Source organism: Holdemania sp. 1001095H_141210_F2 (genome assembly GCF_015558105.1).
Classification (GTDB): domain Bacteria; phylum Bacillota_I; class Bacilli_A; order Erysipelotrichales; family Erysipelotrichaceae; genus Holdemania.
Genome location: NZ_JADNPO010000010.1, coordinates 71,971 through 90,614, shown reverse-complemented (window position 1 = coordinate 90,614; position 18,644 = coordinate 71,971). Strand labels below are relative to the sequence as shown.

Below are 18,644 nucleotides of genomic sequence, written 5' to 3'. Positions count from 1 at the left end.
AAAAAGCCTGAATTTATACAATAATCCGGGATTGTCGCAGGCGAATCGCTTGGCAACGGAATACTTCTGTGGTTCAATAAATAAAACCAGGATTCAAGCGGAAGGAGGCGGTACGATGCGGTGGAATCAACTGGCGGAAAAAAAGTGGATCGTGGGTGTTTCCGGGGGGCCGGATTCGATGGCGCTTCTGGATTTGTGCCGCCGACATCGTGTGAGCGTTGTGTGCGCCCATGTGAATTATCATCATCGGCCGACTGCTGACCGCGATCAACAGATCGTTGAAGCGTATTGCCGCAGCTATGCGATCCCGTTTTATTCGCTGGATCCGGTCAAGGAAACGTCCGGAAACTTTCAAGCCTGGGCGCGCGAGGCGCGGTATGCCTTCTTTGCGCGGCTGGCCGATCAGGAAGCGGCGGCAGGTGTTCTGATTGCTCAGCATCTGGACGATTTTCTGGAAACGGCGCTGCTTCAGCAGGAGTCTGGAAGGCAGTGCGAAGTGCTGGGCATCCGGGAAGAAGGCCGGGTGCTGGGCGTGGTCGTCGTCCGGCCGTTGTTAAGCTGGACGAAGCGGCAGCTGCAGGAATACTGCGGCCGGCATAAAATTGCCTATGGGATCGACGAATCCAATCTGAGCGACGATTACCGCCGCAATCAGCTGCGTCATCATGAACTGGCGGAACTCAGCGAAGCGCAAAAGCGGAGTGAAGTCAGAAAACTGAAAGTGCGCAACCGCAATCGTCAGAAAAAGAAGGAAGCTGTCAAAGCGAAGCTGAATCCCGCGGATCCAGTCATTTCCCAGGAAATATTTCTCACGCTGAGCGAAGCGGAACAACGAATTTTTCTGCGTGCGTGGATGCAGGAACAGGGCGTGGTTCCGCCTTCAGAAGCCTTTCTCATCGAGCTGATCAAAGCGCTGAAGCAGAAAAACGGGAATTTCGACGTGAGTTTCAGTAAAGACCGCCGGTTTCAGGCGGCTTACGGATTCTTTTCACTTGACTTCACAGATGAGGTATCTTATTGTTATGTTCTGGATAAAATAGAATTGTTCGCGACGCCGTATTTCAGGATCGCGGAGAACGGAGAATCCACGGAAGCGGTCACACTCTATCAGGAAGACTTTCCGATCACGATCCGCAATCCCCGTCCCCAAGACGCGATTCAGCTCCGATTCGGCACAAAACGCTTAAACCGGTGGTTTATCGACAGGAAGATCCTGCCGGATCAGCGCCGGCGCTGGCCGGTTGTCGTCAACTGCCGCGGCGAGATCATTCTGGTCCCGAAAATAGGCTGTAATGTCGCACATTACTCTAACAATCCAACTTGTTTTGTGATAAAATAGGGATATTCTGGAGGTTTGGCTATGCATCCGTGTTTAGAAAAAGTTTTACTTAATGAAGAAGAAATTGTAGCTCGCTGCAAAGAGTTGGGACAACAAATTACCCAAGAGTACAAAAACAATGAACAACCACCGCTGTTAGTCGCGCTGCTGAAGGGATCCGTCCCTTTTTTGGCAGAATTGATCAAGCACATTGATCTGGACATTCAGTTTGATTTTATGGACGTTTCCAGCTATGAGGGAACAGAGTCGATCGGCGATATCAAGATTATCAAGGATCTGGACTGCTCTGTCAAAAATCTGGACATCCTGTTGGTCGAAGACATCGTCGATACCGGCAGAACGTTAAAAACGGTCAAGACGATGCTGAAAAACAAAGGGGCGCGGACTGTCCGCGTCGTCACGCTGCTCGATAAGCCGGACCGCCGGGTTGTCGATATTGAGGCGGATTATACCGGCTTTGAAATTCCAAACGAATTCGTAGTCGGATTTGGACTGGACTTCAATCAGAAGTACCGCAATTTCCCTTTTGTCGGTGTCCTGAAAGAAGAATGCTACAAGTAACGCTAGCGAAGGAGTGATACAATGCGTAATAATCGTTGGATCAATTTTGTTCCGTATCTGATTGTGATCCTGGCGCTGTTCAGTTTGATGAACATGAATACCGGGACTGCGACACAGAATCTGACCTACAACGAGTTTCAAAAGTTAGTTGAAGAACAGAAAGTCACCGAAAGCGCAGTGACGGTCGGCGACAATGTGATTAAAATCAAGGGTGTTTTTGAACAGGACGGCAAGAAGGTCGGCTTTACCGCTTCTGTGCCGCGCTCGGAAACCGAAGTCGACGCGCTGATGAGCGCGCTGGAAGCTGCCGACGTCAAGGTCAGCGACATGAACGAATCGAATCTGTTTTTAGATACGATCTTATCGTTGATTCCGTTTGTGATTTTCGGTGCGATGGCGTTTTTCCTGATTTCCAAGATGAACGGCGGCGGCAATAACAAGGCCTTTGAATTCTCAAAATCCCGGGCCCGGCTGGAAGGCAACATCAAGGTTCGCTTTGACGACGTCGCCGGGTGCGATGAAGAAAAACAGGAAATGGCGGAAATTATCGACTACCTGAAATCGCCGAAGAAGTTTGCCAAGATGGGCGCGCGGATTCCGAAGGGCATCCTGATGGTCGGCTCGCCAGGTACTGGTAAAACATTATTGGCGAAGGCGGTTGCGGGTGAAGCAGACGTTCCGTTCTATTCGATTTCCGGCTCGGATTTCGTTGAAATGTTCGTCGGCGTCGGCGCGAGCCGTGTCCGCGACATGTTTAAAAAAGCGCAGCAGACAGCCCCGTGTATGATCTTCATTGATGAAATCGATGCGGTCGGCCGCCAGCGCGGCGCGGGTTTAGGCGGCGGTCATGATGAACGGGAACAGACATTAAACCAGCTGTTAGTCGAGATGGACGGCATTACGGACAATGCCGGTATCGTCGTGATTGCGGCGACCAACCGGCCCGACGTCCTCGATCCGGCGCTGTTGCGGCCGGGCCGTTTTGACCGTCAGATTACCGTTTCTCTGCCGGATCGCAGAGGCCGTAAGGCCATTCTGGAAGTCCATGCCCGCAACAAGAAGCTGGCTCCGGAAATTGATCTGGACGCTTTAGCGAAGCGGACGCCGGGCTTTTCCGGCGCGGATCTGGAAAACGTGCTGAACGAGGCCGCGATTCTGGCGGTGCGGGAAAACAGCGATCTGATCCACATGCACAATCTGGACGAAGCGATTGACCGCGTCATGATGGGCCCGGCCAAAAAGTCCAGAAAATATGATGAAAAATCCAAGAAACTGGTGGCTTACCATGAATCCGGCCATGCGATCGTCGGCCTGAATCTGGAAAACTCCAATATTGTTCAGAAAGTAACGATCATTCCGCGCGGCACCGCCGGGGGCTACAACCTGATGACGCCGAAGGAAGAAAAGATCATGAACACGAAGAACGACCTGATGTCGGCGATCACCGGCTACATGGGCGGCCGCGTCGCGGAAGAAGTGTTCTTTGACGATATCACAACCGGTGCGGTGAACGATATCGAGCAGGCGACGAAGATGGCGCGGGATATGGTCACGCTGTACGGCATGAGCGATCTCGGCCCGGTTCAGTATGATCATGGTCAGCAGAACGTCTTTTTGGGCCGCGATTACAACTCGGCGAGCAACGTATCCGGACAGGTTGCGTTTGAAATTGATCAGGAGATTCGCAAGATCATCGACCAGTGCCATGATGAAGCCAAGAAGATTATTCTGGAGCACAGAGATGAACTGATCAAAATCGCGGAAGCGCTGATTGAAAATGAAACGCTGACTGCCGAACAGATTGATAAGATCATTAAAGGCGAACCGTTTTTGGATCTGCCGACACCGGAGATGAAAGCGGCAGCTGCCACGGAATCGGCGGAATCTGCGTCCACGATTGCGGAAACGCCGGAAAATTCACGTCCGGAAGCGGAAGCTGAATAAGTTAACAAAAGGTGGTCTATGCGGCCATCTTTTCTTGTTTGCAAAGGATGAGCGTATGATCTGTTATACAGCGGATCGTTTTGAAATGATTCTGGCTTAGGGGAAGAGGATCATATTCCAGATTTGGAATACAGAACAAGGCTGCCGAAGCGTTGGAATCGAAGCAAGTTGGAAATCAGGTATGGTTTATTGGACCGGGAATCGATTATAATTAAGAAGTTCAGAGTTTATTGCAACCTTCTCAAATTGACAATAACCTGAAAAAACAGAATAAACGATGGACATGCAGGCTATGAAGTAAGGCAGGAATAACTATGGAATACAATCAAATTTTAGCGAAACGGATACAGGAACTATGCAGGCTTAAACACATCTCAGTGGAGATTTTGGGGAAAAAAGCGAAGATTAACGAGCGGACGTTGACGCGGATCGTAGAGGGAATGTATAAAAATCCAGGTATGGCAACAATTTTCCGCATTGCCTGTGCTTTTGATATGACTTTGGCGGAATTTCTGGATTTCCCTGAAATCAATGATTATGAATTTTCCGAATCCGGATGCGCCTCTTTGTCGAAGCCGAAGGATTCCGAGGGATAAAACGGGCGATTCAGGCATAGAAAAAGCCGGAAAAAGGGGTTACAATACAAACAGGAGGTTTGTTATGAAAATTAGTGAAGTCATACAGAAAATGAAACAGTATCATCGCGGAATCGCCAATGGCAAACCGATTGACGACGCGGTAACCCGGGATCAGATCCTTTACGGAAATCCGGATCAGGAATGTACCGGCATCGTGACGACGTGTTATGCTTCAGTCGACGTCATCCGCAAGGCCAGCGCCAGCGGCGCCAATCTGATCATCAGTCATGAAGCGCTGTTCTGGAATCACGGCGATCATACCGACTGGCTGGACGAAGCTCGGAATAAAACCTTTCTGGCAAAAAAGCAGCTGCTGGATGAAACCGGCATCGTCGTCTGGCGGGATCATGATTATATCCATTCCGGGATTCCGATGAACGGCGGCTATGTAGACGGGATTTTTCATGGCGTTATGGTCACTTTAGGCTGGGAAAAATATTTATGCTGCGATCCGGTCCGCCCGATGGTTTTTGAGATACCGGAAACGCCGGTTAAGGAAATTGGACGCCTGATCATGGAGAAATTCCATCTGACCGGATTGAAAATGCTGGGAAACACCGAGGCGAAGGTCAGGAAAGTCGCGATTGCCAGTCACATCCTGGGCGGCGACAACGATATGATCACCCGGATTGATCAGGAAAATATCGACTTGTTGATCTCGATGGAACTGATCGATTTTACCGTCAGCGAATACATCCGCGACAGTGCGATGCTGGGGATGCCGAAAGCGATTCTGGCAGTCGGCCATTTTAATACGGAGGAACCGGGAATGGAATACATGGTCAGCTATATCCCAAAAGCGCTGGGCGAAGCCGTTCCGTGCCGTTATATCCAGTCCGGCGATATGTATGAATTCATGACTGCTTAAACGATGGCATAATTTTCTTAAGGGGCAAAGGTGTTCAGATGCCGCCGGATAAGCTTAAACAGAAGGAATCAAAGTCAGTTGTTAAACGACAGCTGGCTTTTTTTATTGTATCGAAGATCAGTTTTCTGATCCCCATTGCTCTGAAAAATTCCTGCGTCAAAACAACGGGGGAACTGAATGTAAAAAATATAAGAGATAAAAATATAGTCATATTATTGAATGATTATACATATATAGTGCTAGGCGTAAGGCGAGAGAGAGGGCGAAAGACAAAGAGAGAAAGCGAAAATAAATAACATAATAAAGCAATAAATGATTACAAAGTCACTGATTTACGATGCTTTCATTCCAACTCAAAAAGAAAATCCTACAAAAATCTACAAATTTATCTTGACGTAAGCGTATTCACGAAATATATTATGTATATACAATAAACAAAAACATGATTATACAGGAGGAGAAAAATGGAAAAACCGACGATGGCTGGATATATTCTGGATCAAGGCCGGGCACTTCGTCAGTCGTTTGCCGAAAGAGCCTGTTTCGTCAATCCGATGATTGAATTGTTCCTGAATCAAGATATCCGGAAAGTTTATTTTCTGGGTTCAGGAACAAGCTATCATGCGGCGCTGAGCTTTAAGAACTGGTTTGAAAAATACCTGAAGGTGGAAGCGGAAGTCGTGATTCCGACGGTATTTACGAATTATACGCAGATCAATAACAATGAGATCTATCAGCCGCATCAGATTCTGGTCGTCGGCATCAGTCAGTCAGGCACCAGCGTTTCCACGGTGGAGGCGATGCGCAAAGCTAAAAATGCGGGCTACTTTACCGTTGCGCTGACGGAAGCGTTGTCCAGCCTGATCACCCGCGAGGTCGACGTCGTCGTGCCGTTAACCTGCGGCAAGGAAGAAATCCCGATCGAAACCCGAGGCTACATCATCACGCTGCTGACCGGTTATCTGTGGGCTGTTGAAATTGCCTCGGCGCTGGGACAGCTGGAGAAAGCGCAAAGCGAGCAGAAACTGCAGGAAGCGGAAACGATGCTCGAGCATTTCGATGCGTTGATCGAAGAAGTCCAGCAATGGATCGACCGCAATCAGCCGGAGCTGCTGGACATGAAAAAGGGGCATATCGCCGCTTATGGAACAAATTATCCAACCGCGCTGGAAGGCGTTCTGAAAATGTATGAAACCTTCCACAAGCCGCTGAGCGCCTATGAATTGGAGGAACTGATCCACGGGCCGCAGATGGCGTTCGACGATCAAACCTACCTGTATTTCATCGCAAGCAATGAAGTTGAACGCACGCGGATTCCACTGTTTCTGGACTGGATCCGGGAGAATGAAGTGACCGAGCACGTCTTTGTCTTTTATGCCGATCAACAAGCAACAAATCCGAAGGATCTGCATTTCCGCAGTCCGATCGCGCCCGACTTGAGTCCGCTGGCCTTCGTTGTTCCCTTCCAGCTGATGGCGGCCCGTAATTGTGAGGAAATCGGCTACGACACCAGCGTCTATCCGCCGAAACGCCGGGCGTTCGCTCATAAGAAACCGGAGGAACAAGCATGAATCAATTTCTGATCGCCACTCATTCCACGCTCGCCGAAGGGCTGGCCAACGCGATTCATTTCTTCAACAGCGACGCCGCTAACATTCATTATATCAACGCCTATGTCGAGGATAATGAATTTGAAAAAGCACTGCGTGCCAAGCTGGCGGCAATGGAACCGGGCAACCTTGTCATTCTGACCGACCTGGCCGGAGGCAGCGTGAATCAGATCGCTGCGAAGCTGATGCGGGAAATCCCGTTTGTGCTGGTCACAGGCGTCAACTTTCCGTTAGTGCTGGAAATGGTTTATCAGAGCGAAGACATTACACCGGAGCTGGCCGCGCAGATCGTCGAGTGTGCAAGAGCGGAAATGATGTGCATGAACACGCTGAACGCTGAAGCTGAAGAAGCAGATCTAACCGAGGACGACGAGCTGTAAACAAAATCATTGAGGTAATGACCTGAACTGAATCAGGCGTTATAAAAAGGAAAGGAGGATTTTATGATTATTTTAGTCAGAGCGGACGACCGGTTAATTCACGGCATGGTGGCTGTGTCCTGGACTTCCGCGATCAAGCCGGAAACGATTCTGGTAGCCAACGACGAAGCGGCAGGGGACAGCTTTAAGGCCGCGACGATGAAACTGGCCAAACCGGCGGGCGTCAAACTGATCATCAAGACCCGCGATGATTCGATCAAGGCGCTGAACAATCCGATCAACGACCGGAAAAAAATATTCCTGGTCACGGAAACCGTCGAGGATGCCTGCTACATCTGGGAACGCGTCAAGGGGATCGCCAAGCTCAACATCGGCACGGCCGGCGTCAACAAGAAGCCGGGCGAAGACTACATTCCGACGCTGCCGCAGGTCTTCATGACGCAGAAGGAATTTGAATGCGCCAAGAAAATGGCCGACGCCGGTGTGGAAGTCTTTGCGCAGATCACACCGTCTCAGGACCGCATGAACTTCAAAGACATTGAAAAAATATTTGCCAAATAAAAAATTATAAGGAGGGCAAAAACTTATGCTTCAGGGATTCTTAGTCGCGCTCGTCGCAACCTTGATCTACATGGAAAGCCGCATCGGCGGTCAGCACATGCTGGACCGGCCAATTCTCATCGGCCCGATCGTCGGCCTGATCATGGGGGATTTCACCATGGGCCTGATCATCGGCGGTAATCTGGAACTGGTCTGGATGGGCTTAGTCGGTATCGGAACATCCACGCCGCCGGATGTCGTTGTCGGCAGTGCGCTGGCCACTGCGCTGGCAATCAAAACCGGCGCTTCCTACGAAACCACGCTGGCCCTGGCGATTCCAATCGCACTGCTGGCCCAGGTCGGTTCCATCGGCGTCTGCATCCTCAACACCACCTTCGCGCACCGCGCTGACAAATGCGCCGACAAGGGCGACTGGAAGGGCGTTGAAATGTCCAACTGGATGGGCAGCGCGCTGTACTTCGTCTTCAAATTCACGATGATTTTCTTAGGCTTCTTGATCGGCGGCGACGTCATCACGGCGATCGTCAACAACATTCCGGCCGTTATCCAGTCCGGTTTGGCTCAGTCCGGCAACCTGCTTCCGGCGTTAGGAATCGCGATGTTGATTCAGCTGACCTTTGACAAGAAGTTCGCGGCGTTCTTATTCCTGGGCTTCGCTTTAGTCGCTTTCTTCAACGTCAGCACGATTGCCGCAGCGGTGATCGGCGTAATCTGCGCTTATGTTTACTACCAGTTCGCTCCGAGCGGCAAGTCCGGCTCCATGAGCGCCAGCGATGAAAGTGAGGAACTGTAAGATGACGATCGGCATGAAGAAATTAAGCTCGAAAACCTTAAAGAAAGTTTATAATCGTCACTATCAATTATTGGGATGCTTCAACTATGAACGCCAGATGTCGACAGGCTACGCCTGGACGATGATGCCCGCTATCCGCGAGCTGTACGGCGAAGATGAAGCGAAGATGAAGGCCGGCGTCAAACGCCACCTGGAATTCTTCAACTGCGCGACCACACCGAGTCCATTTATCATCGGGATCACCTGCGCGATGGAGGAACAGTGCGCCAGCGCCCCGGACGGCGAATTTGACGTCGCTTCGATCAACTCCGTCAAGGCAGCTCTGATGGGACCGTTAGCCGGCATCGGTGACAGCTTCTTCTGGGGTACCTTCCGCGTCATCGGCGTCGGCGTTGGCGCGCCGTTAGCGGTCGCCGGCAACATCTTAGGTCCGATCCTGTATTTCCTGATCAACTTTATTCCATCGGAAATCGTCCGCCGCGTCGGCTTCAAAATCGGTTATGAAGGCGGCAGCGAATTCCTGACCCGGATTTCCGAAGACGGCACACTGAATAAGCTGACGGAAGCTGCCCGCATCATGGGCCTGGTCGTTATCGGCGCGATGATGGCTTCAATGGTCAACGTCAATCTGGTTACGGTGCTGAATATCAACGGCGCGCAGGTTGTCCTGCAGGAGATCTTTGACGCGATCTGCCCGAAGATTCTGCCGCTGGGTCTGACCTTCGCGTGCTACTGGGGCTTACAGAAACGCTATTCCGGTACGGTCATCATGATCGCCCTGCTGGTTCTGGGTGTCCTGGCTGTCGCTTTGGGTCTGTTGTAGTCGAATGAAACAGGGGTGAAACGGAATGAAAAAACAAGAAGTGCTGGAAAGTCTGAAAGACGGCTTAATCGTTTCCTGCCAGGCGGTGCCGGAGGAACCTCATTATATGGAAGGCATCACCGTTAAATTCGCGGAGTGCGCGGCCTGGGCAGGAGCGAAAGGCATTCGCGCGAATTCCCCGGAGGATATCCGGGCGATCAAGGCGCAGGTCGATCTGCCGGTCATCGGGATCTGGAAAATTAACCGCAATGTGAAGGACGTTTATTTAACGCCGAATCTGGAAGCGGCGAAAGCGGTCTGGGAAGCCGGCGCGGAGATCATCGCCGTGCAGGCGACGCATCACTACCGCGACGATGGCAAGCTGGCGTATGAAACGATCCGGGAAATCAAGGAAAACATTCCGGAGGCGTTGATCTTCGCCGATGTCAGCACCGCGGAGGACGCGCGGATCGCCGCGGAAATGGGGGCGGATTTCGTCGCTCCGACTTTAGCCGGGTATACGAAAGCCGGCGCCTTCGACAAGCTGGAAATCAAGGACGCTCCGGATTATATCCTGCTTCGGGATATCGTCGACGCCGTTAAAGGCACCGGCGCCCGCGTCATCATGGAGGGCAAGGTCGCCACACCGGAGATCGCGGTTCAATGCCTGTATATGGGCGCTTACGCCGTCGTTGTCGGCAACGCGATCACGCGTCCACACATCACGGCCAAACGGTTTGCCCGGGCGCTGAACCGGTTCCATGACTAATCCGATCCTCTGGATCACGCTGCTGTGTTTGTTCGGCAGCGTGATCTATAAAAAATGGGTGAGCGAGAAAGCGCTGCGGAAGCTGTATACATTCAAAATGAAACAGGATACGGACAGCTTTCTCAAACTGCTCGATTCCCCTTACTGCCGATTTAATTTTTCCAAGGTGTCGTTGTTGATGATGAAGCTGAACTATTTCATTGATCTGCAGGATCATGATCAGGTTCGCGCGACCTACGCGCAGTTCGCTTCGCTGAAGATGAATGCGGATGAAAAGATCGCGCTTGATTCCCGGATGTTCGGCTACGCCCTGCAATTTCGCGACCGCGCGCTGGCCGAGACCTGCCGCGATCAGCTGATGCCTTTGTTAATCGGGAAAAAGGGGCAGAAAGCGGAACTGATCCGCGGGGAAGTGGAACAGCTTGACCGCATTTACATCCAGAAAGACACCACGTTAATCCAGGAGCTGACCGAGGCGCTGCCGGAATGTGAAAACGACGAAATCAAGTCGCTGATCGCTTTCCGTCTGGCTAAACTTTACCATTATGAGGACCAGCCGGAACAGGTAGAGATTTACCTGAACCAGGCAATGCGGTATACTAATAATGATAAGAATAGAAAATCGCTGATGGCGATGATCAGCGATCCCTCGGAGCTGGATTAAATGAATAAATATGAACAAATAATTAATTACTACCGTCAACAGATCGTCGATAAAGTGCTCAAGCCGGGCGATCAACTACCTAACGAAATTGAAATTGCGCAGGCGTTTAAGGTTTCGCGCATGACCGCGAACAAGGCCCTGAACATTCTGGCCCAGGAAGGCTGTATCCGCCGGGTCAAAGGACAGGGGAGCTTTGTCGACAACCAACAGATCGTCAAGGCGATCGGCAACCTGACGAGTTTTACCGACGACATCACGAAGATGGGGCAGAAGCCGGGCGCGATTCTGATCGAATATCGGATCGAGCGGGCGGATAAACTGCCGAAGCTGATGGAAAAAATGAAGCTGAGTCCGGACGATGCGATTCATTATATCGTGCGCATCCGCACGGCGGATGAAACGCCGATCGCGATCAGCTATACCTATCTGTCGCAGAAATACATGTCGAGCGTGGATCTGCGGAAGATCGAAGGCTCGGTCTATCAGATCATGCAGGAAAACGGGGCGCAGTTTAAGTACAGTGATGGCGAGATGACGGCGATGATGCCGACGGAAGAAGAAAAGCGGTTGTTGAAAATCAAGGATGTGGCGTTATTGCGTAACATCACCTGGATGTACGACCAGGACGACGATCTGATCGAATACACGGAGATGCTGTATATCGGCTCCCGTTATAACTATTACTACCGGACAGTCAATCAATAAGGAGGCTAATTCATGACGGAAAAAAACTGGGATATGTACCAGTATATCCTGGAATCCAAGCCGGCGGTGCGCAACATCGTCGAGCACCAGGATGAAATATTCAAAGAAGCGCTGGATTACTGCGCAGACGGCACGATCGAACAGATCTATGTCGTCGGATCAGGCACATCCTATCACGGCGCGCTGGCTTGTAAAAAGCTGCTTGAGGATGTGCTGAAGGTTAAGGTCTTTGCCAGCTATCCGATGCAGTTTAAGGACAATGAACTGATTCTGAACCCGCATACGCTGGTCATCGGAATTTCCCAGGCCGGCCGCAGTTCTTCCACGATCGCGGCGCTGGATAAAGCGCGGAAACTGGGCTTAAAGACGATTGTTGTTACCGGCGAGGCCGGCAAACCGGTCAGCGATCATGCGGACGTCACGATATTGCTGGCGATCGGCATGGAATATGCCGGCCCGAAGACCAAGGGGTATATCGGCACGATGGCGACGATTATGCTTCTGGGCATGAAGCTGGCGGTGCGTTTAGGCCGGATTTCAGAAGAAGAGAAAACGCGGTTAACGGAACAGATGGTGAAAACCTGCGACAACATTCCGGAGATTGCGGAACAGGCGAGCCAGTGGTATCTGCGCAATAAGGAAGATCTGCTTCCTTGCCGCCGGATGATTCTGGTCGGCTATGAAAGCTGTATTTCGGCCATGATGGAAGGCACGCTGAAAATTCTGGAAGCGGTGCGTTACAGCGTCGTCGGCTACGAGCAGGAAGAATTCATGCACGGCGTATATCATTCGATTCACGAAGACACGATGATGGTTTATCTGGCTTGCCCGGGACAGTATTTTGAACGCTGTCTGCGGATGCGGGATTACTTCGCCCGCGAGCGGCATAACCCGAACTATGTGATCACTTCGGAGGCTTCCCAGGCTGAGGATCCGCATAATTTCGTTTACCCGTTTGTTAATGATCCGTATTTCGCAACGATGGAGTATATTGTGCCGCTGCAGGTGCTGGCGAGAAAATTATCGCTGGATCTGGGCATAGACTGCAACGTTGCCAGCGATCCGGATTTCCACAAAAAGATGGGCAGCTATACTTACTAGATCGTTTTCCTCCCTTTCCTCGAATCTAGGAAGTGAAATGCTGCGGCTGCCGGAGGATCATTCTCGGCAGAAAATTCAATTAGAAAGCGTTGTCTCTGATGGCAGCGTTTTTCATTTCTATTAGGAAAGTGCATGGCAGAGGAAAGGAAAAAAATAAAACTCCCTAAAATTATAATTTGCTAAAGCGTTTTAAAGGGATGGAAATTAATCATTTCCATGCCGCACTGAAAAGAAAGAGAGGCAGGATTATTCAGTTTTAGAAACTTTCTGCAGGACACTCCCAGGAAGCATCAGAGAGTCACAGCGAATACAATAAGCGGAAAAACATAAAATTTTGCTCGCAGTAAACCGATCACAAACTTTTTCCGCAATGTTAAGATCATAATCCTAGTCTTCAATCCAGCTTTGAGCAATGACGGGCCGGCCTGCATAACGGATGATGGAACCACGCCATCTAGAGTGGTTTTATCAGAGGAAGGCGGACAATAGACATAAAAGCCGTCGGAATAATCACGGTAACATCGATTTTTTACGTATTGCATATCTTTTGAAATAATATATGCAGAAAAAAAGTGTAACTGTTTGAATTACTGCATATAATATGGTAAATTTATATGCAGAAAAGAATGGAGACTATGGAATGAGGATATTTGATTATTCCTTTTTAAACAATGGTTTGCTGCCTGCAAACCTTATCAACCTGACATCCAGCATTGCATCGCTGAAAACCATGGCGGGTATGCGGAAGGAGGAGTACACGCGGATTTTTACGGAACTGGAGGCCATTGCCAAGGTCCAGTCGGTCAAAAGCTCCAACGCCATCGAGGGTATTGTCACCAGTGATGAGCGTATCAACGCGATTGTTAATCAAAACAGTGCTCCTTTGAATCATAACGAAGCGGAGATTGCCGGGTACAGGGATGCGTTGAATACCATCCATCTGGGATACGATCATATGGACTTTCGGCAGAGTGATATTTTACGGCTTCATGAAATGTTGATGTCCATTGCCGGATATGAGTACGGCGGTCAATATAAGACCGATGACAACGTGATTTTGGAAGTGGATGCCCAGGGCCAGCGGCGGGTACGTTTTCGTCCCACGCCTGCGGCAGAAACATCCCAGGCGATGGAGCAGTTGGAGCTGGCTTATCTGGAGGCAAGAAATGACGCCAATATCAATCAGCTTCTTCTTATTCCCTGTGTGATTTTGGATTTTCTATGTATCCACCCGTTCAGGGATGGTAATGGAAGAATGTCCCGGTTACTTTCCCTGCTTTTGCTTTATAAAAACGGATATGACGCTGGAAAGTATGTTTCTTTCGAGGAGCAGATCAACAACTATAAAGCTTATTACTACGAAGCTCTGCGTCAATCTTCAGAGGGCTGGGAAAACAACGAGAACAGTTATTTTCCTTTTATAGAAAACTTTCTTTCTACGCTGTATATGTGCTATAAGGAACTGGACAAGCGGTTTGCTGTTGTGCATGGTAAGAAAATCACGAAGAAGGCCCGTGTGGAGGCAACCGTGCTAAACAGCCTTACGCCCATTTCCAAAGCTGAGATTTGCCGCATCCTGCCGGATGTCAGCCCCACTACGGTGGAGGCTGTGCTGGGGGCTATGGTGAAAAGCGGAAGTATTAAACGGATCGGGCAGGCTCGGAGTGCGCGATATATTAAGGCAGAATAATAAAGAGTGTCTTAAACTTGGGTCGAATATAAGAATACAATTTCGATTTATGAAGTTTTACATTTAATAATTTTACGACAAGAGGGTGAGTATTGGAATTTTAAGAAGGAAGGGTACACTTCAGTCAGCTGTATAAAGGGCTGACTTTTTTTCTTTATCAGGCTCATGGTAGACTACGCCGGCTGCTCTGAATTCGTTGTACTATGCCGCAAATGGATCATAACGAATTAGTCAGAATAAATATATTCGGGTGATATATCAATTTTCCAGGTTTTCAATACCTGGGCGGTAATCTGTTTGATTGACCAGTCAGGGTGATTTCGAATTATTGTCAGGATACATCGAATGAGTTCTCCATCCTCATCTAAATCGTCTGCGATTTCTATGGCGGATAATCCTTTCTTTGCCTTTTTCATAACGGAACCGATGAGTTTGATGAGTCTTCCTTCTGCCAACGCTTCTTTCCGCATGTCGCATTTCCATTGATTCATTTCCAGCTCAAGGCCTATTTCTCTTGTTTCTTGAATGTAAGCCAACACTTCCGGACTCCATGTTGCCATTTTTAACACCGCCCTTTCACAGTTTTTATCTATATCAATGATCTGATGGATCAGTTCTTTTTTTGCGGGATCTTCCGCATATTGGAAAACAAGCGCCCAACGCTCACGGACAGTTAATTTTCCAACAGGTTTATTTTCAAATAAGAAGCATCTGCCTACATTCAATATACTCAGATGAAGCATACTTGTCAAGCTTTGCTCAAAAGGAACGTCATCGTCAGGCCAATCTGCGACTAATATCAGCCAGGCAGGCTTTAACTGATCAAAAGACTTTCCGCGCAGCTCTTGTGCATTGAACAAACGCGTCAAATAATAGGCGATCCGTCTTTCCTGATCCCGGGCATTTCCATACCGCTGGAACTCCATATCGAATAATAGCGTGTTATTGATGATTCCATGAACATCATAGCGGATAGTTTTATCCGCGGGAAAGCGTGCGATCATTTCGCCGGAATGCAGCTGAATGTCCGACATCGGATATTCCGGACGCATCGCCTGCAGAAAGCCCAATGGCGTCCAGGGGTCGGCAGGATCATTAAAAACAAATTTTGAAACCATGTCATCCATCAACGAAAATCGTCGCGCTTTCTGGTTTTTATCAGGTGTAACCGCATCTTCAGTATTCTTTTCAGGAAGTTTAAGTTTATCCATCCATATCATCTCCATTAAGAATATTGCGGTTTTTTTGAAAAAGCCTCTCTGAAATATAAAAAACACATAATTTTACATAATCTTCTGTTTGATGAATCCTTTATCATTACAGCAGCATCGTTAGCAACAGGTCCCAGGATAAAGTCAAATGTTTCTCCCGCATAGTTGCCTGATCTGTTATCTGATACGAATAAAAATAGTATATCCTAATTTCAGAAACCCTCAATAAAATACTAAGATCAACTGAATATCCCACACATGATTTGTTCTTAATATCAATAGTTTATGCTCATCTAAACCTATATCGAATAGGATACTTTATTCTTACTTCTATATATGAAAAAGCAGGCGATCTCTCAGCCTGCTTATCCTGAAACTATCTTTGCCAGCTTATCCCATTGGGAAGAAACCGACCGCCGTTAATAAAATGCCTAAGCCTAACAGAAGGAATAACAGCTTGTTGACGCTGACGCCTTTCTGGATGTAATGATAAACAACGACGGATAAGATCAACGGCAGTAAATTCGGCATGATGCTGTTGAGAACATCCGCCAGAATGAACGAACCGCCGCCCATGTTCAGCTCCAGGGAAACCGGCACCGCGACGATCGCCGGCACCAGTCCGCCGATGACGACCAGACCCAAAATCTTTGCGGCCTCCGTCACTTTTTCAAGAGTGCCGTCAGCCTGGATTTTCGCCAGGAATTCCCGGCCACCCTGATACCCCAGCTTAAAGCCATAGACACGGGTCAAGGTTGACGGCAGTAAATTTAACAACAGATACAGCACGACCCCGAGCAGATTGCCGGCCGCAGCCAGCGGAGCGCCGATCCCGCAGGCGATTACCCGGAACGTTCCCCAGAAGAAGCTGTCGCCGATCCCGGCTAGCGGTCCCATCAAAGCGATCTTGACGGAGCTGATCGACTGCGGATCAAACGTACCTTCCGGGGCGTTGGCGTATTCCTCTTCCATCGCGCAGGTGATGCCCAGACAGAACGGTACGAAAGCGCAGGTCGTATTAAACATGACGTTGTGACGGATCAGGGCTTCTTTCAGATCTTCCGGATCCGGATAGAGTTTCTGCAGCGCCGGAAGCAGGGCGCGCATGTAGGAAATCCCCTGCTGCTTATCGTAGGTATAACACCCCAGCGCCTGATAGGAACGCCAGAATACCTTATTCAGTTCCTTTTTTGATAATTGAACCGGATTTGTCATGATTAGTCGTCCTCCTCTGCTCTCGGTTTAAATTGATAATAGATGTATGCGCAGACCAGTCCAGTGAGTGCGACGCCCATCGTGCCCATTCCCAGATAGGTTGGAAGCAGGAAGCCCAGCGCAAAGAAGCCGGCATATTTCCAATCGAACGTAAATTTCAGCAGAATGCCGATGCCGATCGCAGGCAGGAGCTTGCTAGCGTTGGTCAGACCGTAGCGGACGACGCCTGGAATGGAATCAATGACCGCCTGGATCGCGACGGATCCGGCCATAAAGCCCAGGGCGATAACGACAAAGTAGACGATGAAATAAATGATGCCTCCGCCGATGCCGGTCCACCAGATCATCTTGGTATCACAGTTTTCCACCGCTTTGTTCGTCAAGGAAGACAGAACGGCAGAGTTCACCGACGAGATAAACGTATTCATAACGCTGGCCAGCAGCGCGACCGGGATCGCCAGCGCGACGCCTTCCTCGACGGTCAGACCACTGGTGATGACCAGCGCCGAGGCCAGCACGCTGCCGCTGACAACCTCTGTCGGTGCAGCGCCGATCTGAACGACGCCGGCCCAGATCAACTCCAGCGTGCCGCCGATGATGACACCTTGCTTTAAATCTCCTAACAAAAGTCCGACGAGCGTACACAGCCAGATCGGCCGCGCGATCATCTGCTGCCCAAACCAGGATTGTTCGATCCGTCCGTAACCCGCGACAAGACCGACGAGAATAGCTTGTAAAATCATACCCTTTTCTCCTTCTTATTCAAATTTTTGAGCGAAATCCGTAAAATCAACGGCCGGCATTTGCGGAGTGATCTGCGCGAACACCTCGACGCCCCGATCATGAATGCGTTTCAGACATGCGAATTCTTCCGGGGAGGCAAAGACGCCGTCGCTGATCTCCACTTTTCCTTCGGTTACCCGACCCTTTGTGCCGTCGACTTCAGGGCCGACATTGACGCGGCGAATCTCCGGACATTGGCTGACGAGCGCTTCCGCGTCGGCGATTGTGCCGACCGTGATAAAGATTTTCTTCGCTTTGTATTTCGGTCCATTCAAGCGGTCAACCGCCTTGGCCAGCGTCCAGACGTACATGTCCACATTGGCCGGCTTGGCCAGCTTTAACGTCATTGTGTGAAAACTGTCGTTGGCTGCCGCATCGTTGGCAACCACTAAAACGTTCGGCTTGAGTTCCCCGACCCAGGTTACGGCGACCATGCCGTGAACCAGCCGTCCGTCGACGCGCAATAAACTGATCATATTGATTTTCCTTTCTAGTCGTCCTCTTCCCCGCAATGAAGCAACAAGTCGTTCATGTAACAGGTTTGACGGCAGGCATTGGCGATGATTTCTTTTAACTGCGACGCATCCAGATCGGTTTCCGTGAAAGCACATTCCAGAATCATCGCTAAATTCATGCCGGTGATCAGATGAAAGGCATGATCCCGCAGGTTTTTGAAAAAGATCTGATTGACGGAACCGCCGTACAGATCGGTAAAGACAATGCAGTTTTGGCCGGCGCATTGCTGCAGGATCTGTTCAGCCTTGGCCTCAAAGCCGGTTTCCTGAACGGTTTGTTCAAGAATGATGATGTTTCGGGCGCCGAAAAATTCCAGCGTTTCCTTCATGCCCGACGCAAGCCGGCCATGGGCGGCGATGATAATTTGATTCATTCGATGTTTTTTCCCCCTTTCAATGGATGAAACTGGATGAGAGCTGCCTGATTTAAACTCAGTATAATCTATAAATATATATTTGTAAATATAAAACTTGTAAAAATATATATTAAAAATT

The 18,644-nt window shown here is 49.6% G+C and carries 20 protein-coding genes; 15 read left to right on the top strand and 5 right to left on the bottom strand.

All coding sequences use genetic code 11. The features are described 5' to 3' along the window. Positions 1 to 115 precede the first annotated feature (115 nt). The 15 genes from tilS to I2G61_RS08405 all read left to right on the top strand — a co-directional run bounded on the left by tilS (position 116) and on the right by I2G61_RS08405 (position 14,425). Positions 116 to 1,339, top strand: coding sequence for a tRNA lysidine(34) synthetase TilS (gene tilS, locus I2G61_RS08475; protein WP_195548140.1), 1,224 nt, complete (start codon positions 116 to 118; stop codon positions 1,337 to 1,339). 21 nt (positions 1,340 to 1,360) lie between these two features. Beyond that, complete coding sequence (gene hpt, locus I2G61_RS08470; protein ID WP_072685442.1) at positions 1,361 to 1,900, top strand: hypoxanthine phosphoribosyltransferase; 540 nt, start codon at positions 1,361 to 1,363, stop codon at positions 1,898 to 1,900. A 21-nt stretch (positions 1,901 to 1,921) separates the two neighbouring features. Beyond that, positions 1,922 to 3,844 (top strand): ATP-dependent zinc metalloprotease FtsH, encoded by a 1,923-nt coding sequence (ftsH, locus tag I2G61_RS08465; RefSeq protein ID WP_072685443.1) that lies wholly within the window; start codon positions 1,922 to 1,924, stop codon positions 3,842 to 3,844. Positions 3,845 to 4,158: 314 nt separating this feature from the next. After that, positions 4,159 to 4,440, top strand: coding sequence for a helix-turn-helix domain-containing protein (locus tag I2G61_RS08460; protein ID WP_072685444.1), 282 nt, complete (start codon positions 4,159 to 4,161; stop codon positions 4,438 to 4,440). A 64-nt stretch (positions 4,441 to 4,504) separates the two neighbouring features. After that, the gene (locus tag I2G61_RS08455) at positions 4,505 to 5,350 is read left to right on the top strand and encodes a Nif3-like dinuclear metal center hexameric protein (RefSeq protein WP_072685445.1); all 846 of its coding nucleotides are present in this window, start codon (positions 4,505 to 4,507) and stop codon (positions 5,348 to 5,350) included. A gap of 464 nt (positions 5,351 to 5,814) precedes the next feature. Continuing rightward, a complete protein-coding gene (locus tag I2G61_RS08450) occupies positions 5,815 to 6,921 on the top strand; it encodes an SIS domain-containing protein (protein WP_072685447.1) in 1,107 nt (368 codons plus the stop codon). After that, positions 6,918 to 7,340: a PTS sugar transporter subunit IIA gene (locus I2G61_RS08445; RefSeq protein ID WP_072685448.1), complete on the top strand. Its 423-nt coding sequence runs from the start codon at positions 6,918 to 6,920 to the stop codon at positions 7,338 to 7,340. The genes I2G61_RS08450 and I2G61_RS08445 overlap by 4 nt, the downstream gene beginning before the upstream one ends. A 63-nt stretch (positions 7,341 to 7,403) precedes the next feature. Further along, a complete protein-coding gene (locus I2G61_RS08440; RefSeq protein WP_072685449.1) occupies positions 7,404 to 7,901 on the top strand; it encodes a PTS sugar transporter subunit IIB in 498 nt (165 codons plus the stop codon). 25 nt (positions 7,902 to 7,926) lie between these two features. Continuing rightward, entirely contained in the window at positions 7,927 to 8,694 is a 768-nt protein-coding gene (locus tag I2G61_RS08435; RefSeq protein ID WP_006057918.1) for a PTS sugar transporter subunit IIC, read from the top strand. After that, positions 8,675 to 9,517 (top strand): PTS system mannose/fructose/sorbose family transporter subunit IID, encoded by an 843-nt coding sequence (locus tag I2G61_RS08430; protein WP_083538638.1) that lies wholly within the window; start codon positions 8,675 to 8,677, stop codon positions 9,515 to 9,517. The genes I2G61_RS08435 and I2G61_RS08430 overlap by 20 nt, the downstream gene beginning before the upstream one ends. 25 nt (positions 9,518 to 9,542) lie before the next feature. After that, complete coding sequence (locus I2G61_RS08425) at positions 9,543 to 10,265, top strand: N-acetylmannosamine-6-phosphate 2-epimerase (protein ID WP_006057916.1); 723 nt, start codon at positions 9,543 to 9,545, stop codon at positions 10,263 to 10,265. Then, the gene (locus I2G61_RS08420; protein ID WP_195548139.1) at positions 10,258 to 10,929 is read left to right on the top strand and encodes a hypothetical protein; all 672 of its coding nucleotides are present in this window, start codon (positions 10,258 to 10,260) and stop codon (positions 10,927 to 10,929) included. The genes I2G61_RS08425 and I2G61_RS08420 overlap by 8 nt, the downstream gene beginning before the upstream one ends. Then, positions 10,930 to 11,634, top strand: a complete 705-nt coding sequence (locus I2G61_RS08415; protein WP_072685451.1) for a GntR family transcriptional regulator — start codon at positions 10,930 to 10,932, stop codon at positions 11,632 to 11,634. A gap of 12 nt (positions 11,635 to 11,646) precedes the next feature. Beyond that, a complete protein-coding gene (locus I2G61_RS08410) occupies positions 11,647 to 12,735 on the top strand; it encodes an SIS domain-containing protein (protein WP_072685452.1) in 1,089 nt (362 codons plus the stop codon). A gap of 640 nt (positions 12,736 to 13,375) precedes the next feature. Further along, positions 13,376 to 14,425 carry a Fic family protein gene (locus I2G61_RS08405; protein ID WP_072685453.1) on the top strand — a complete coding sequence of 350 codons (1,050 nt, stop codon included), beginning with the start codon at positions 13,376 to 13,378 and terminating at the stop codon, positions 14,423 to 14,425. 227 nt (positions 14,426 to 14,652) lie between these two features. Here I2G61_RS08405 and I2G61_RS08400 read toward each other — a convergent pair whose 3' ends face one another. The 5 genes from I2G61_RS08400 to I2G61_RS08380 form a co-directional block, all read right to left on the bottom strand. Further along, a complete protein-coding gene (locus tag I2G61_RS08400; RefSeq protein WP_072685454.1) occupies positions 14,653 to 15,636 on the bottom strand; it encodes a PD-(D/E)XK nuclease family transposase in 984 nt (327 codons plus the stop codon). A 390-nt stretch (positions 15,637 to 16,026) separates the two neighbouring features. Continuing rightward, positions 16,027 to 16,851: a PTS system mannose/fructose/sorbose family transporter subunit IID gene (locus I2G61_RS08395; protein ID WP_072685455.1), complete on the bottom strand. Its 825-nt coding sequence runs from the start codon at positions 16,849 to 16,851 to the stop codon at positions 16,027 to 16,029. Positions 16,852 to 16,853: 2 nt separating this feature from the next. Next, a complete protein-coding gene (locus tag I2G61_RS08390; protein ID WP_083538640.1) occupies positions 16,854 to 17,594 on the bottom strand; it encodes a PTS sugar transporter subunit IIC in 741 nt (246 codons plus the stop codon). A 15-nt stretch (positions 17,595 to 17,609) separates the two neighbouring features. Beyond that, entirely contained in the window at positions 17,610 to 18,110 is a 501-nt protein-coding gene (locus tag I2G61_RS08385) for a PTS sugar transporter subunit IIB (protein WP_072685456.1), read from the bottom strand. A gap of 14 nt (positions 18,111 to 18,124) precedes the next feature. Next, positions 18,125 to 18,523, bottom strand: coding sequence for a PTS sugar transporter subunit IIA (locus I2G61_RS08380; protein ID WP_072685457.1), 399 nt, complete (start codon positions 18,521 to 18,523; stop codon positions 18,125 to 18,127). Positions 18,524 to 18,644: the final 121 nt, after the last annotated feature.